Origin of the sequence: Bordetella sp. 15P40C-2 (assembly GCF_009763235.1) — a bacterium.
Taxonomy (GTDB): domain Bacteria; phylum Pseudomonadota; class Gammaproteobacteria; order Burkholderiales; family Burkholderiaceae_B; genus Bordetella_A.
This window is the reverse complement of record NZ_WSJA01000012.1, coordinates 48,382-62,325: the sequence shown is the minus strand read 5'-3', so window position 1 is coordinate 62,325 and position 13,944 is coordinate 48,382. Positions and strand designations below refer to the sequence as shown.

14 protein-coding genes are annotated in these 13,944 nt (G+C 62.6%); 10 read left to right on the top strand and 4 right to left on the bottom strand.

The window, feature by feature from the left end:
- The first annotated feature begins 99 nt into the window (after nucleotides 1-99).
- On the top strand, nucleotides 100-738 hold the full coding sequence (upp, locus tag GOQ25_RS04880; protein WP_160349323.1) for a uracil phosphoribosyltransferase: 639 nt from the start codon (nucleotides 100-102) through the stop codon (nucleotides 736-738).
- A 27-nt stretch (nucleotides 739-765) separates the two neighbouring features.
- Here the strand turns inward: upp and cysG are convergent, their stop codons facing one another.
- Complete coding sequence (cysG, locus tag GOQ25_RS04875) at nucleotides 766-2,181, bottom strand: siroheme synthase CysG (protein ID WP_160349322.1); 1,416 nt, start codon at nucleotides 2,179-2,181, stop codon at nucleotides 766-768.
- A 339-nt stretch (nucleotides 2,182-2,520) separates the two neighbouring features.
- On the opposite strand from cysG, the gene GOQ25_RS04870 reads away from it, so the two are divergent.
- The 4 genes from GOQ25_RS04870 to GOQ25_RS04855 all read left to right on the top strand — a co-directional run bounded on the left by GOQ25_RS04870 (nucleotide 2,521) and on the right by GOQ25_RS04855 (nucleotide 4,506).
- The gene (locus tag GOQ25_RS04870; RefSeq protein ID WP_160349417.1) at nucleotides 2,521-3,186 is read left to right on the top strand and encodes a hypothetical protein; all 666 of its coding nucleotides are present in this window, start codon (nucleotides 2,521-2,523) and stop codon (nucleotides 3,184-3,186) included.
- A gap of 120 nt (nucleotides 3,187-3,306) precedes the next feature.
- Nucleotides 3,307-3,624, top strand: coding sequence for a YqjD family protein (locus GOQ25_RS04865; RefSeq protein WP_160349321.1), 318 nt, complete (start codon nucleotides 3,307-3,309; stop codon nucleotides 3,622-3,624).
- Nucleotides 3,625-3,663: 39 nt separating this feature from the next.
- Nucleotides 3,664-4,146: a phage holin family protein gene (locus tag GOQ25_RS04860; RefSeq protein ID WP_160349320.1), complete on the top strand. Its 483-nt coding sequence runs from the start codon at nucleotides 3,664-3,666 to the stop codon at nucleotides 4,144-4,146.
- 3 nt (nucleotides 4,147-4,149) lie between these two features.
- Nucleotides 4,150-4,506: a hypothetical protein gene (locus tag GOQ25_RS04855; RefSeq protein ID WP_160349319.1), complete on the top strand. Its 357-nt coding sequence runs from the start codon at nucleotides 4,150-4,152 to the stop codon at nucleotides 4,504-4,506.
- Between the two features lie 136 nt (nucleotides 4,507-4,642).
- Here the strand turns inward: GOQ25_RS04855 and ubiD are convergent, their stop codons facing one another.
- Nucleotides 4,643-6,187, bottom strand: coding sequence for a 4-hydroxy-3-polyprenylbenzoate decarboxylase (gene ubiD / locus GOQ25_RS04850; RefSeq protein WP_160349318.1), 1,545 nt, complete (start codon nucleotides 6,185-6,187; stop codon nucleotides 4,643-4,645).
- An 89-nt stretch (nucleotides 6,188-6,276) separates the two neighbouring features.
- Here ubiD and GOQ25_RS04845 point away from each other — a divergent pair, with 89 nt between their 5' ends.
- Entirely contained in the window at nucleotides 6,277-7,107 is an 831-nt protein-coding gene (locus tag GOQ25_RS04845) for a transglycosylase SLT domain-containing protein (protein ID WP_160349317.1), read from the top strand.
- A 70-nt stretch (nucleotides 7,108-7,177) separates the two neighbouring features.
- Here the strand turns inward: GOQ25_RS04845 and GOQ25_RS04840 are convergent, their stop codons facing one another.
- Nucleotides 7,178-8,332: a pyridoxal phosphate-dependent aminotransferase gene (locus tag GOQ25_RS04840; protein ID WP_160349316.1), complete on the bottom strand. Its 1,155-nt coding sequence runs from the start codon at nucleotides 8,330-8,332 to the stop codon at nucleotides 7,178-7,180.
- Nucleotides 8,333-8,363: 31 nt separating this feature from the next.
- On the opposite strand from GOQ25_RS04840, the gene GOQ25_RS04835 reads away from it, so the two are divergent.
- The 4 genes from GOQ25_RS04835 (at nucleotide 8,364) to GOQ25_RS04820 (ending at nucleotide 13,491) form a co-directional block, all read left to right on the top strand.
- Nucleotides 8,364-9,371: a hypothetical protein gene (locus GOQ25_RS04835; protein ID WP_160349315.1), complete on the top strand. Its 1,008-nt coding sequence runs from the start codon at nucleotides 8,364-8,366 to the stop codon at nucleotides 9,369-9,371.
- A 160-nt stretch (nucleotides 9,372-9,531) separates the two neighbouring features.
- Nucleotides 9,532-11,820: an NADP-dependent malic enzyme gene (locus GOQ25_RS04830; RefSeq protein ID WP_160349314.1), complete on the top strand. Its 2,289-nt coding sequence runs from the start codon at nucleotides 9,532-9,534 to the stop codon at nucleotides 11,818-11,820.
- 46 nt (nucleotides 11,821-11,866) lie between these two features.
- The gene (locus GOQ25_RS04825; protein ID WP_160349416.1) at nucleotides 11,867-13,030 is read left to right on the top strand and encodes a patatin-like phospholipase family protein; all 1,164 of its coding nucleotides are present in this window, start codon (nucleotides 11,867-11,869) and stop codon (nucleotides 13,028-13,030) included.
- Complete coding sequence (locus GOQ25_RS04820) at nucleotides 13,027-13,491, top strand: barstar family protein (protein WP_160349313.1); 465 nt, start codon at nucleotides 13,027-13,029, stop codon at nucleotides 13,489-13,491. Before GOQ25_RS04825 ends, GOQ25_RS04820 begins: the two co-directional genes overlap by 4 nt.
- A 217-nt stretch (nucleotides 13,492-13,708) precedes the next feature.
- On the opposite strand, the gene GOQ25_RS04815 is transcribed toward GOQ25_RS04820, so the two are convergent.
- Nucleotides 13,709-13,939, bottom strand: a complete 231-nt coding sequence (locus GOQ25_RS04815; protein WP_160349312.1) for a hypothetical protein — start codon at nucleotides 13,937-13,939, stop codon at nucleotides 13,709-13,711.
- Nucleotides 13,940-13,944: the final 5 nt, after the last annotated feature.

Below are 13,944 nucleotides of genomic sequence, written 5' to 3'. Positions count from 1 at the left end.
CGTGCGCGCGGCATCGGTCGTATCCGTTGCGGGCGCGCTAAAATTCCACGGAATTGCCCTGGCCGCTACGCCACCCCCTGTTTTTGGAGACCTTCGCACATGCCCGTGCATGAAATTCGTCACCCGCTGATTCGCCACAAGCTTGGCATCATGCGTCGCGCTGACCTCAGCACCAAGAGTTTTCGCGAGTTGTCCCAGGAAGTCGGCGCGCTGCTGACCTATGAGGCTTCCAAGGACCTGCCGCTGGCGCCTGCCACCATCGAAGGCTGGTGTGGCAGTGTCGAGGTCGAAAAAATCGCCGGTAAAAAAGTTACCGTCGTGCCGATTTTGCGCGCCGGTATCGGCATGCTCGATGGCGTACTGAGCCTGATTCCCGGCGCGAAGGTGAGCGTGGTCGGTGTGGCCCGTAATGAGGAAACCCTGCAGGCCCATACCTATCTGGAACGTCTGGTTGGCGAACTCGATCAGCGTCTGGCGCTCATCGTTGACCCGATGCTGGCCACTGGCGGATCGATGCTCGCCACGATCGATATGCTCAAACGCGCCGGCTGCCGCGAGATCCGCGCACTGGTGCTGGTCGCAGCGCCCGTTGGCATCAAGGCCGTGCTGGATCGTCACCCCGACGTCAATATCTACACCGCGTCGATCGATGAGGGCCTCAATGAAGACGGCTACATCGTGCCGGGCCTGGGCGATGCCGGCGACCGTATTTTTGGCACCACGCAGAAGCAGGTATAACGGGTTCGGCGCGCGTCATGGCGCGCCTTAAGCCGCCAGCGCCACGCGGCGACCTTCCTCGTATTGGCCGAACCAATGCAGCTCGCGCGCAAGCGCCGCGACTTCACCTACAACGAGCAAAGCCGGCGCCTTGACGTCGTGGCTACGCGCCACGGCGGCCAGCTCGTCTAGCCGGCCAGCGATGACACGCTGCTGTGGCCGGCTGCCGTTTTCGATCAACGCGAAAGGCGTGGCTGGCGAGCGGCCGTGACCGATCAGCCGCGCAGTCAAATTCTCGAGTTGTCCCACGCCCATATAGAACGCTAGCGTCTGATGGGCGCGGGCCAGGCCTGTCCAATCCAGGTTGTCTTCCTCGTCACGGCAATGTGCGGTCACCAGACGCACCGACTGCGCATGATCGCGATGGGTGAGCGGAATCCCCGCGTAGGCCGCGCAGGCCAGCGCGGCGGTGATCCCGGGCACGACCTCGTAATGCACGCCGTGCGCGCGCAGATGCTCCAGCTCTTCGCCACCCCGGCCAAAGATAAAAGCGTCACCGCCCTTCAAACGCACAACGCGCTGTCCAGCCTGGGCATGTTCGACCAATAACGCGTGTATCCGCGCTTGCGTGGCGTTGTGATCCTCACCGGGCAGCTTGCCTACGGCGATACGCACCGCATCGCGACGCGCCAGCGACATGACGGCGGGGCTGACGAGCCGGTCGTACAAAATAACGTCGGCCTCGTTCAATGCGCGCAGTGCCTTGAGCGTCAGTAACCCCGGATCGCCCGGGCCCGCACCGACCAGAACCACGCTGCCCTGACTGCGCGCTTGCGGCTGATCCAATTCCGCCTGCAGCAGCCGCTCGGCCTCGGCGGGTTGCTGTTGCCGCAGCGCCGTGGCGACCGGCCCATCCATGAGCCAGTCGTAGAAACGGCGGCGCTGCTTTAAGTCAGGGCGGCGCTCGCGGATCCGGGCGCGATGGCGCGCGGCCAGCGTAGCGAGTGTGCCCAACGAATGATCGAACAGCGACTCGATGCGTTCGCGTAAACGCCGGGCCAGCACGGGCGCGGCGCCCGATGACGAAATCGCGACGATCAGCGGCGAGCGATCCACAATGGCCGGCACCTGGAACGCAGACAGTTCCGCATCGTCCACGACATTGCTGAAGATTCGCCTTGCCTCGGCAGCGGCGGACACAGCGGCATTCACGGAGCGGTCATCCGTGGCCGCGATGACCAACCAGGCATCGTCCAGCCATTCCGGCTCAAACGCACCCACGACCAGGCGGATGCGGCCCTCGGCGGCGAGTTCGGCCAGCTCGGGGATGAACTGCGGCGCGCCGACCAGCACATTGGCAGACGCTTCCAGTAATACCTGTACCTTGCGCGCCGCGACCTCGCCGCCGCCCACAACAAGCACGCGACGGCCCTGCAAATCGGCAAATAGGGGGAAAAGCTTCATGAGTGATCAGCCTGGCGGGACGAGCCCGCATACAGGTTCGATCATAGGGAGGCGGTATCCTGCCTACAACGTCCGATTTTTTGGATTGATATAGCTGTGAGTGATTAAGGGATAAAGGCGCTCCCGGTGGGGACTCCGACGGCCGAGGCAGTAGCCCAGGTGCGCGCCGTGTCGTAACCTACCTTGCAACCCGCTCGAAATACACACGGCTTGAAACGCGGCGTCTCGGGAAACCGGTGTAGCATCCTTTATCTCTTTCTTTAGTCTGGAGCCCCGGTGTCGGCGAAATCCTTTTCTTTCTGGCTGCTGGCAGCCTGTGCCGGCGTGACGACCAACGCCATGGCCGGAGTGTGTGATGCCCCATTCATGCACAATGGCGGCGCCGTGCAATTGACCGGCACGGGCAATCTCAAACTCGGCACCGATCTGAGCTTTTCGGACGTTTCGAAAACCGATGCCACCAACTGCCGCGCCCGTGTGCGGGGCGACGCGACGTTCAGCTACGCGGGATTGCCACCCAGCAAGTCCAAATTGGACTACCTGATGACAATCAAGCAGGGCCAAGCCAGCTTTGTCCGGTACGCCGATGCGGGAGAGCGTCCTTCCAGCGAAGGGCAGTTCGATCTGCGCATGCTCGGGTTATTCGCCTATGACGGCAAAACGCTCAAAACCGGTCAGCGCATGCCGGGGGCGACATATCGTCTCAATATCGGCAAGGCTGCGCCGGTAGGCGGGCAGCCGAGCACTGTGGTGCGCATTGGCGAGAAGACCGTGGGTTCGCGCGAGTCGATCGACACTGCGCTGGGTCGCAAGGCCTGCTGGCCGATCCGCTACACGCGCGACACGGATCCGACCATGGCGACCTTTAAAGGCCTGAGCTTGCCGATTCCTGGCATGAATACCACGGTGACCGACTGGTTCTGCCCCGAGGTGGACCTGGTCATGCGCCAAGACATCGATCAGGGTGGCTTGAAATCCGCGGTGGAAATCACCAGTATCAAGTGACGGCTTGCGCTACAAACCACCGTTCATATTTAGTTGCCAGCCAGTTGGCGCCGCTGCTGCGGTTTTTGTAACAGGCTGGTATGATCAACTTGTCATCGACTTACTTCATAAGGAGCTCTTATGCTGACACGACGTTCGGACGACGCTGCGAAAGAAAAACTCATCGACAGCGTGAAAAGCAGCTTGAACGATGCGGAAGAACTCCTGCGCGAGGCGGCCGCTAGTTCGGGTGATAAAGCCTCGGAATTGCGCGATCGCGCGATGGCTTCCCTGCGACGCACCCGCGAGGCACTCTACGACGCGCAGGATGCAGTCATGGAGCGCGGCCGCAAGGCTGCGCGCGCCACCGACGACTATGTGCATGACAATCCGTGGCAGGCCATCGGGCTGGCTGGCGTGGCCGGTCTGCTCCTGGGTCTTTTGATCTCGCGTCGTTAATAGCCGGGGCCGGCTTCGACAGCCGGCCGGCTCTCGATTATGGGATTACGTACATCCGTCACCGGCGTGGCCAGCAGTCTTATCGGGCTGCTGCGCACGCGTCTGGAATTGCTCGCGCTGGAAGCAGCCGAGGAAAAAACGCGCCTGGTCAAAGTACTGGGGATGGCCTTCGCGGCGTTGCTGTTCGTGACGCTCGCCGTGCTGGTGTTCACCGTAATGGTCGCCGTGGCGTTCTGGCCGACCGAGAACCGCTATATGGCCCTGGGTGTGTTGGCGGCGGTATACGCGGTCCTGGGCATCGGCTTGCTACTCGCGTTACGCCGTCAATTGCTTTTCGGCCCGGTGCCATTCGCGGCAACGATCGAAGAGCTGGGCCGCGACGCCGATTTGCTGGCTCGCGTACGTGCCGCGCGTGAAGAGGGTGACGAGGATTCGGACGACGCCTCTGATGAAGACGTTGCACACAGTGCGCAAAGCGCGCGCGCCCGCCGTGTCGCGGCAGCGCGTCAGGTGGGGAGCTGATCTATGTCCAAATCACCTGCAATCGAACGCGCCGTACGGATCGAGTTGCTGCGCGCACGCGCAGCCCTCGAACGCGAGTCGCTTGCTTACGATATCGCGGCGACCACGCGCTCGTTGTCTCCGGGCAATCTCGTCAAACGCTGGATACCCAGCGTCGGGCGCAGCAATGTGACGGGGCTGCTCTGGCAGGGCGTGTCCCTGGCGCGGCGCTATCCCGTGATCAGCTCCACCGTGTCCGCTTTTTTGATGAAACGGGGCAAAAAGCTTGGCCTGCTCAAACTGGCCGGCGGTGCGTTCTTGGGCTGGCAAGCGTTCCGGGCCTGGCGGCACGCGAGCGACGCTGCGTCTCGGGACGTCTGACAGGAACGTGTGCCTGGGCCGGGAAAGTTAGCCTCAGGGCTCACGATCTTGTGGCGGCGGGGGATATCCCCTTCCGAGAGGCGTTCGACGAATGGTCTGGGGGAGGCGCGCCGGCCGCCCCCGTGTTCTTTAGGGCTTATAGCCCCAACTCTCCCCACATCGCATCAACGCGGCGCTTGACCTCATCGTCCATGGTGATCGGACGGCCCCATTCGCGGTCGGTTTCACCGGGCCACTTGTTGGTCGCATCCATGCCCATTTTGCCGCCCAGTCCTGATACCGGCGAGGCAAAATCGAGGTAGTCGATCGGGGTGCGTTCCACCATGACCGTATCGCGCACCGGATCCATGCGGGTGGTGATGGCCCACACGACTTCTTTCCAGTCACGCGGGTTGATATCCTCGTCCACCACGACAATGAATTTCGTGTACATGAACTGGCGCAACACGCTCCACAGGCCGAACATCACGCGTTTGGCGTGGCCGGGATACTGCTTGCGGATTGAGACGACGGCCAGACGGTAGCTGCACCCCTCGGGCGGCAGGTAGAAATCGACGATTTCCGGAAGCTGACGACGCAACAAGGGGACAAAGACCTCGTTGAGCGCGACCCCGAGCACGGCCGGTTCATCTGGCGGTTTGCCCGTGTAGGTGGAGTGATAAATCGGGTCGCGCCGCATCGTGATGCGGTCGACGGTAAAGACGGGGAACCAGTCCTGCTCGTTGTAGTAGCCCGTGTGATCGCCGTAGGGGCCTTCGAGGGCCATCTCGTAACCCGTATCGGGGCAGGGGGGAGCGCCATCGGGCGGCGTAGGCGCCACGGCCCGCGGATCGCTGGCGGGCAGCAGATGGCCTTCCAGCACGATCTCGGCGAAGGCAGGCACCGACAGGTCGCTGCCAATCGCCTGCGCGACCTCGGTACGAGAGCCGCGCAAGAGTCCGGCGAACTGGTATTCGGACAAGCTATCCGGGACAGGCGTTACGGCGCCCAGAATCGTCGCCGGGTCGGCGCCCAACGCTACCGCGATGGGAAAAGGTTTGCCGGGATACGCCTTGGCATGTTCGCGAAAATCCAGCGCGCCGCCGCGGTGCGACAGCCAACGCATGATCAGCTTGTTGCGCGCAATGGGCTGCTGGCGATAGATGCCCAGGTTCTGCCGTTTGGCATTCGGGCCACGCGTGACGACCAGGCCCCAGGTCAAGAGCGGCGCGACATCGCCCGGCCAGCAAGTCTGGATGGGCAGGCGGCTGAGGTCCACGTCATCGCCTTCCCAAACGATTTCCTGGCAGGCAGGGCTGCGCACGCGCTTGGGCGCCATGTCCCACAGAGCCGACTTCAGCATGGCGACCTTGCCAAAGGCGTCGCGCAGGCTGCGCGGGGCTTCCGGTTCGCGCAGGGACGCCAGCAGTTCGCCGGTATCGCGCAGGGCGCTCACGTCTTCCGCGCCCATGCCCCAGGCCACTCGCTTGGGCGTGCCGAACAGGTTGGCCAAGACAGGCATCGTCGCCGGGGCGCCGTTGTGCGTGGCCCGCTCGAACAGCAGTGCCGGACCCTCCGCACGCAGCACTCGGTCGGCAATCTCGGTCATTTCGAGGTTCGTCGACACGGGCGTAGCAATGCGCTTGAGCTCGCCGCGCTGCTCCAGCTGCTGCAGAAAATCTCTCAGGTCACGGTATTTCACGACAGATCCACGTAATTTCGTTACAGATTCAACTCAAAAGAGAGGTTAACATCTAAGGCTTGTCTTTTTTACCCACGCAGGAGGTCTCCATGCCCGATGCGTCAGTGGCAGGGTTGTTGCGACAGTCCGCCCAAGGAGTGCATCACCGTCTTGCAGAATGGTCTCGCATCTGCTGTACCTACCTCGGTATCGCAGTAATCGTCACCATCAGCATGAGTCTTGCTTTGCCTGGTTTGCGCGACCAGGCCCTGCACGTGCACAAAGCCTTGTTGACCGCCTTAGCGCCTTCCTCCGTCACCTCCGGCCCACTGGCCGAAGTCGGTGACCTTTTCTATGAAACCCCTCCATCGGCTGTAGCGATGGCCATCCCCGCTGCGCCGACGAGCCACGCCACAGGTTTTCTGGGGCCCTTGCGCAGCGAACTGCCTCCGGCCCCCAAGAAGGGTTCGTCCAAGCTGATGTCGAACTCCCAGGCCGAGGCCTTGCGCAACTATATCTCGCGCAAGTACCGCGTGGCCTATGACGCCACCGGCGTGCTGGTGAATGCCGTGTACAAGGTGGCGCGCGAGAAAGATCTGGACCCGCTGCTGTTGCTGGCCGTCATCGCGATCGAATCCCGCTACAACCCGTTCGCGGAAAGTTCGGTGGGCGCACAAGGCCTGATGCAGGTCATGACGCGCGTGCATAAGGACAAATTTGAAAAACTTGGCGACGGCGCGCACGCGTTGGACCCGGTTTCCAATATCCGCGTGGGCAGCACTATCCTGAAGGACTGCATCAACCGTCGAGGCTCGCTCGAGGGTGGCTTGGCTTGCTATGTTGGGGCGACTGGCCCCAGCGATGGTGGGTACGGCGCCAAGGTGCAGGCAGAGCGCCGGCGCCTGGCGTTGGCGGCAGGTATCGCGTTGGCACGCGACTAATACCCCAGGGTTTCCGCCGTGCTGGCCATGGCTCATGGCCAGCGCGTGCTCCGTTACGTTCCCGATTCGGTCACACCACTTGCGCAATGCGCCGCACGGCCTCTTCCAGGCGGTCCAAACCGGTCGCGTAGGAAAAACGCATGGTGCGATCGCCATGCGCGGGGCCGAAGTCCAGGCCGGGCACGGCGGCTACGCCCGCCTCGTGCAACAGTCGGTGCGCAAACGTCATGCTGTCGACGCCCTGCGCCGAAATATCCGCGTAGATGTAAAAAGCACCATCCGGTTTTACCGGCACGTGCAGTCCCAGGCGCTCGAATTCGGGCAGCAGGTAGTCGCGCCGTTGTTTGAAGGCCTCGCGACGGTGTTCATAGACCTTGAGCGTATCGGGCTCGAAGCAGGCCAAGGCGGCATGCTGACCCGGCGTCGGGGCGCAGATCTGCAGGCTGGCGGCGATTTTCTCGATCTCGCCGGCCAGGTGCGCCGGTGCGATCATCCAGCCCAGGCGCCAGCCGGTCATATGAAAGTACTTCGAAAAGCTGTTGATCACGATGACGTTGTCATCAAGCGTCAACGCCGAGCGCGGGTCCTGTTCGTAGCTGAGTCCGAGATAAATTTCATCCACGATGGCGAAGCCTTGGCGTTCGCGCACCGCGTCCAGCAGAGTCGCCATTTCCTCGCGGGTGACACTGGTACCCGTGGGGTTGCTGGGAGAGGCAATCAGCACGCCGCGCGTCTGGGCGGTCCAATGCTGGCGCACATCGTCGGCGGACAGCTGAAACCGTTTTTCGGCCGTGCTGGGGATCAATCGCGGACGTCCCCCGGCGGCCAGGATGAAATTGCTGTTGGCGGGGTACGATGGATCGGGCATCAACACCTCCGCACCGGCATCCACCAAGACGGAGCACGCCAGCGATAAGGCCCCCGAGGCGCCGGAGGTGACGATCACGCGCGCCGGGTCGATCTCGGCGCCGAATTTGGTCGCGTAAAACCTGGCGATGGCTTCGCGCAGGCTCCATAGCCCGGCCGGGGCGCTATAGCCGCTTAAACCGGCGCGCGCGGCGCGGTCCAGGGCTTCCACGACTTTCGGGGGCGCGGTAAAGTCCGGCTCACCGATGCCCAGACTGACGATGTCCCGGCCAGCCGCCTGCAGTGCCTGCGCCTCCTTGAACACCTCGACGGCATGAAACGTGAGGAAGTCTTGTGAACGGTGGGCAAGGCGTGGCATGGTGATTCTCAAAGCAAAAAAGGAATTGTAGATGCAGCCATCGCGGCGCGCGTTTCTGTTCGGCCGCCAGCGCCCTCGTACGCGTTGGGAAGCTTTTATCCAGGGACTGGAGCGCGGGGTCGAGGGGCGTGTGCGCCACGACGCCAATCAGCCGGGCCGCGCGACCTTGATCCCCGCGCATCGCGCGGACGCCCGTCACGCGCGCGCACTGTGCGCCGAGTTCGGTGTGCGGCTGAGGCTAATGTCCTGGGCAGACGATCGGCTCAACAAAAGGGGAGCGCTTTCCGACCATGAGGATGGCGCTTTTAACAAGACAGGCGCCGGAGCCTTTGATTTGAATCCGGTCGAGTCCGAAAGGCTTTCCCAACAAATCGACGGGCCCGTGCTCAGCATGGATACACGTCTATTGACAGGTTTGTCGCCCGGCGCCATTGCGGGTCATGTGATCGCCGAGCCCGGGTGTCGTTTGGGTGATCTCGTTGCTGCGGGATTGAATCAGTTTCGCGATGCGCCGCCCGATTGCTCCGTGGGGGTGTGGCTCGCCACGGCCCATGACTGGCGGCCGGGAGCAACGGCAGAAAGCGGGGTGGTAGCCATCGACGTGTTGTTATCAGACGGCACGATGGAAACGCTCGGGCCGTTCGGTGAATGCGACTCCCGACCGCTGCGGTCCGCCACGGTGCAGAAGCTGATCCCGTTTCTGTTTCAACTGGCCGCTGGCGCTGACGCACGCGCCTGCCGTAGCGCCGATGTCTGGCCATGTCGATACCGGCTGGACGCGATGCTGCCCGCCGCGCCGGCCGAGGTTAATCTGGCGCATCTCTTGCTTGGCCATCACGGTGAGCTGGCTTGGGTGGAGGCGGTGACGCTGGTTGTGTCCGAAGAGGTTTGGTCCAGCGTGTCGTCGCACACAGATGCTGTGCCATCCGCCCATCGGGAGGCACCTGAGACCATCGCGATGGCGCAACGGCTGCAAAGGCAAATCAAGGATGCATTCGACCCTTCGGGTTTGTTTCTGGATTTGGGTGCCGGGGTTTGATCCAGGGGGCGCAAGCGCTGCGACTTTCAGGCCCATCCGATCGCAGCTGCGATGACAATGTATCGTCCGGCCATCCCCGGCTGCCCCACCGCCAGGAGTAAGATATTCCAAGCTGTAAGCTAGAATTCCCCCTTCGTGGATCAACTACATAGCCCGCAAAATGGACGCTAACCTTCGCCAAGCCGCACTTGCTTATCATGAGTCCGGCCGCCCCGGCAAAATCTCGGTCACGCCGACCAAGCAACTGTCTAACCAGCGCGATCTGGCGCTGGCGTATTCCCCCGGCGTGGCGGCGGCATGCGAAGAAATCGTTAACGATCCGGTCAACGCCGTGCGCTACACGGCGCGCGGCAACCTGGTGGGCGTGATCACCAACGGCACGGCGGTGTTGGGTCTGGGCAATATCGGCGCGCTCGCCTCCAAACCCGTGATGGAAGGCAAGGCGGTTCTATTCAAGAAGTTCGCCGGCCTGGACGTGTTCGATATCGAGATCAATGAAACCGACCCCGACAAGTTGGTGGAAATCATTGCCGGCCTGGAACCGACGTTCGGTGGCATCAACCTCGAGGACATCAAGGCCCCCGAGTGCTTTACCGTGGAACGCAAGCTGCGCGAGCGGATGAAAATCCCCGTCTTTCACGACGATCAGCATGGCACCGCCATCTGTGTGTCGGCCGCCTTCATCAATGGCCTGAAGGTCGTTGGCAAGGACATCGACAAGGTCAAGATCGTGACCTCCGGCGCGGGCGCGGCGGCGCTGGCCTGTCTGGATTTGATCGTGGATCTGGGCGTGCCCGTGGAAAATATCTGGGTCACTGACATCGAGGGCGTGGTCTACGAGGGCCGTGTCGCGTTGATGGACCCGGACAAGGCCCGCTTCGCGCAAAAAACCGAGCACCGTAAACTCGCCGACGTGATTGACGGCGCGGATGTGTTCCTGGGCCTGTCGGCCGGTGGCGTGCTCAAGCCCGAAATGGTCGCCAAGATGGCGCCGCGTCCGGTCATCCTGGCGCTGGCCAACCCCAACCCGGAAATCCTGCCCGAAGACGCCTACGCCGTGCGCGACGATATCGTCATGGCGACCGGCCGTTCGGACTACCCGAACCAGGTCAACAACGTCCTGTGCTTCCCCTACATTTTCCGTGGCGCGCTGGATGTCGGGGCGACGACCATTACGCGCGAAATGGAGCTGGCCGCGGTACACGCCATCGCCAAACTCGCGCAGGAAGAGCAAAACGAAGTGGTGGCGGCGGCTTACGGCACCTACGACATCAGCTTCGGGCCGCAGTACCTGATTCCCAAGCCCTTCGACCCGCGCCTGATCACGCGCATTGCGCCCGCCGTCGCCAAGGCCGCCATGGAGTGCGGCGTGGCCACGCGTCCGCTCAATGATCTGGAAGCCTACGTCGAACAGCTGCAGCAATTCGTCTACCACTCGGGCGCATTCATGAAGCCCCTGTACTCGACTGCCAAGAGCTTCGTGCGCGATGGCGGCAAGGCGCGCATCGTCTTCACCGAGGGCGAAGACGAACGCGTGTTGCGTGCGGTGCAAGTGGTGGTGGACGAAGGTCTGGCCAAGCCCGTGCTGGTGGGCCGCCCCGCCGTGCTGGCCGCGCGTATCGAGAAGTACGGCCTGCGCCTGCGCCTGGGCGAGGACGTCGAAGTCACCAACCCCGAATACGACGAGCGTTTCCACCAGTACTGGACGACCTACTGGGAAATGATGTGCCGTCGCGGCATCACCAAGGAAATGGCCCGCGTGGAAATGCGCCGCCGCCTGACCTTGATCGGCGCAATGATGCTGCATCGTGGCGAAGCCGACGGCATGATCTGCGGCGTGGTCAGCTCCTATGCCGAGCACCTGCGTTTCATCGATGAAGTCATCGGCAAGCGCCCTGGCACGAACGTCTATGCGGCCATGAATGTGCTGCTGCTGGACGAGCGCGTGGTTGCCTTGGTCGATACGCACGTGAATGACAATCCGACCGCCGAGCAGATTGCCGAGATCACGTTGCTGGCCGCCGAGCAAATGCGCCGCCTGAACCTGGCGCCCAAGGTCGCGTTGCTGTCGCGTTCAAACTTCGGCACGGGCAGCTCATCGTCGGGCACCAAGATGCGCGAAGCCCTGGCGCTGGTACGCGAAGCCGACCCTGAATTGGAGATCGACGGCGAAATGCACGGCGACTGCGCGTTGGACGAAGCGCTGCGCACGCGCATTCTGCCGTCGTCGACGCTCAAGGGCGCCGCGAACCTGCTGGTTTGCCCGAACGTGGACTCCGGCAATATCGCCTACAACCTGCTGAAGACCGCAGCGGGCGGCAACGTGGCCGTGGGGCCGTTCCTGCTGGGCGCGAATGCACCGGTGCACATTTTGACTTCCAGTGCGACCGTGCGCCGTATCGTCAACATGACCGCTTTGGTCGTTGTGGATGCCAACGTTCCCAAGTAATTTGGAGTCCGCTTCCGACCCGCCCCGTGCCCAGACGGGGCTGGTCATGACAGGCGGTGGCGCGCGCGCCGCGTATCAGGTCGGCGTGCTGCGCGCCATCATGGACATCCTGAACCCCGTCAGGGACCCGGGGTTTCCTAACCCGTTTCCTATCATCTGCGGGACCTCTGCGGGCTCGATTAATGCGGCGGCCTTTGCCTGCCGCGCCGATCAGCCTCATGCTGCCGTCGAGCGCATGCAGCAACTCTGGGAAACGTTGCATACCGGCATGGTGTATCGCGCCGATGCACCCGGTCTGATTAAGACCGGGGTGCGCTGGCTGGGGCTCATGGCCTTGGGATGGATGTTTGCTGGCTTCGGACGAGAGCGGCCGCGTTCGTTGCTGGACAATGGACCCCTGGCCGAACTTCTGACTGGGGCCCTGGATTTCGAGCATTTACAGACGAATCTGGACCAAGGCGCGCTCAATGCACTGGCGATCACGGCGCTCGGGTTCAATAGCGGCGAACATCTGACCTTCTACCAGGCAAAACGCACGATCGATCCATGGCGTCGTTCGCTGCGGCGGGCGTTGCCGGTGCGGCTCGGCGTAGAACACCTGCTCGCGTCATCGTCCATTCCCTTTATTTTTCCCGCCCAGGCCGTCGATGTGCAAGGCCAGCGTGAATGGTGTGGCGATGGTTCCATCCGCCAGCTTGCGCCGATCAGTCCGGCGATCCATTTGGGTGCCACGCGCGTATTGGTCATAGGCACCAATTTTCTCGACGAGACCCATCCGGAAAACCGCGACGCTGCGCCGCCGTATCCTAGCCTCGCGCAGGTGGGTGGCCATGTGCTTTCGACGATTTTCCTGGATGGTCTGTCGATGGACGTGGAGCGGCTCGAGCGCATTAATGAGCTAGTCGGCTATATCGGCCATGACCCTGCCGTGGGCGGCGGCGTCCGCCGGGTGAACGTGCTGACCCTGACGCCCAGCCAGTCGCTTGACCTGCTGGCGCTCGATTATTTGTCCGATATGCCCATCGAACCCCGTACCCTTTTCCGCGTACTCGGTGTATCGTCCGACCCTGACCATGCAAGCGGTGGTGCCCTAATGTCCTATTTGCTGTTCGAAGGCACGTACACGCGGCGATTGATCGAATTGGGCTATGCCGATACGATGCGGCGTAGCGAAGATGTCTTAGGTTTTTTCAGGGAGGGCCAGGCATGACGCAAAATGGCCAGTCTACGTTGCAGCGCCAGTTGACTAGCGGTGGCGCTATTGAACAGGGCGATCTGCAAAAAGAGGCCGTGGATCATGCCGCGCGCGAGTTGGGCTTGGCGTTCATGGTGGCCGAGTGCGATCGCGCTCGTAGCCGATCCGCGGTGCTGCGGGCCATTGCCAAAGCCGTGGATTTTCCCGAGTATTTCGGCGGGAATTTCGACGCGCTGTACGATTGTTTGTGCGACACGGTGCTGGATCAGAAGACCGGTGTCGTTCTCTGGCTATCAAAGCTGCATTCGGGCGATCCGACGCTGACTGACGATGCGGCGCAAATTGCTTCGGTGTGCGCGGACGTGGTCACGTTCGCGGCCGAAAATGGCCGCAGCTTCGGTTACATCATCGAGCACGCTGGCAAACATCCGGACCCCGAGCCCGGCGTTGCAGCGGCTCGCTATGGCGAGAGTTGATCTCAGATAGAGCGGCTCTCGGTGGTGGTGCCAGGCGACCCTGGCACGTGGCGCCCGCAGGAGGCAACTTCAGGACGCACGCGATGAAGGCGCCAGGCGGAGCGGCCCGTGGGCGGCACTGGCAAGAGGCGTGCTTGGGGCGCGATCGTTAGGCATAAAAAAGCGCGGACAGTGTGAACTGCCCGCGCTTTTTGTTGTGAGGCGCTTTGGTGTGCGATCAGCGAGAGCCGCTGGCCCCGAAGCCGCCACCCGAAGATTTTGGCTGTTGAGCCTGCTCGTCTTCTTGCGCCTCAAAAAGCACGCCGCCGACGGCCGCGACCAGAATCATCAGCCCGGTACCCAGCACCCAGGACAGATACCAGGGACCATAATCGCCCAGCAACACCCCCAGCACAATCGCGACCACGGCCAATACGAAGCTCAGACCGAATTTAAAAAGTAGCTTCATCGTTG

Coding starts and splice junctions, on each gene's coding strand:
- upp (WP_160349323.1), top strand. CDS start 100: ATGCCCGTGCATGAAATTCGTCACCCGCTGATTCGCCACAAGCTTGGC.
- cysG (WP_160349322.1), bottom strand. CDS start 2,181: ATGAAGCTTTTCCCCCTATTTGCCGATTTGCAGGGCCGTCGCGTGCTT.
- GOQ25_RS04870 (WP_160349417.1), top strand. CDS start 2,521: ATGGCCGGAGTGTGTGATGCCCCATTCATGCACAATGGCGGCGCCGTG.
- GOQ25_RS04865 (WP_160349321.1), top strand. CDS start 3,307: ATGCTGACACGACGTTCGGACGACGCTGCGAAAGAAAAACTCATCGAC.
- GOQ25_RS04860 (WP_160349320.1), top strand. CDS start 3,664: ATGGGATTACGTACATCCGTCACCGGCGTGGCCAGCAGTCTTATCGGG.
- GOQ25_RS04855 (WP_160349319.1), top strand. CDS start 4,150: ATGTCCAAATCACCTGCAATCGAACGCGCCGTACGGATCGAGTTGCTG.
- GOQ25_RS04845 (WP_160349317.1), top strand. CDS start 6,277: ATGCCCGATGCGTCAGTGGCAGGGTTGTTGCGACAGTCCGCCCAAGGA.
- GOQ25_RS04840 (WP_160349316.1), bottom strand. CDS start 8,332: ATGCCACGCCTTGCCCACCGTTCACAAGACTTCCTCACGTTTCATGCC.
- GOQ25_RS04835 (WP_160349315.1), top strand. CDS start 8,364: ATGCAGCCATCGCGGCGCGCGTTTCTGTTCGGCCGCCAGCGCCCTCGT.
- GOQ25_RS04830 (WP_160349314.1), top strand. CDS start 9,532: ATGGACGCTAACCTTCGCCAAGCCGCACTTGCTTATCATGAGTCCGGC.
- GOQ25_RS04825 (WP_160349416.1), top strand. CDS start 11,867: ATGACAGGCGGTGGCGCGCGCGCCGCGTATCAGGTCGGCGTGCTGCGC.
- GOQ25_RS04820 (WP_160349313.1), top strand. CDS start 13,027: ATGACGCAAAATGGCCAGTCTACGTTGCAGCGCCAGTTGACTAGCGGT.
- GOQ25_RS04815 (WP_160349312.1), bottom strand. CDS start 13,939: ATGAAGCTACTTTTTAAATTCGGTCTGAGCTTCGTATTGGCCGTGGTC.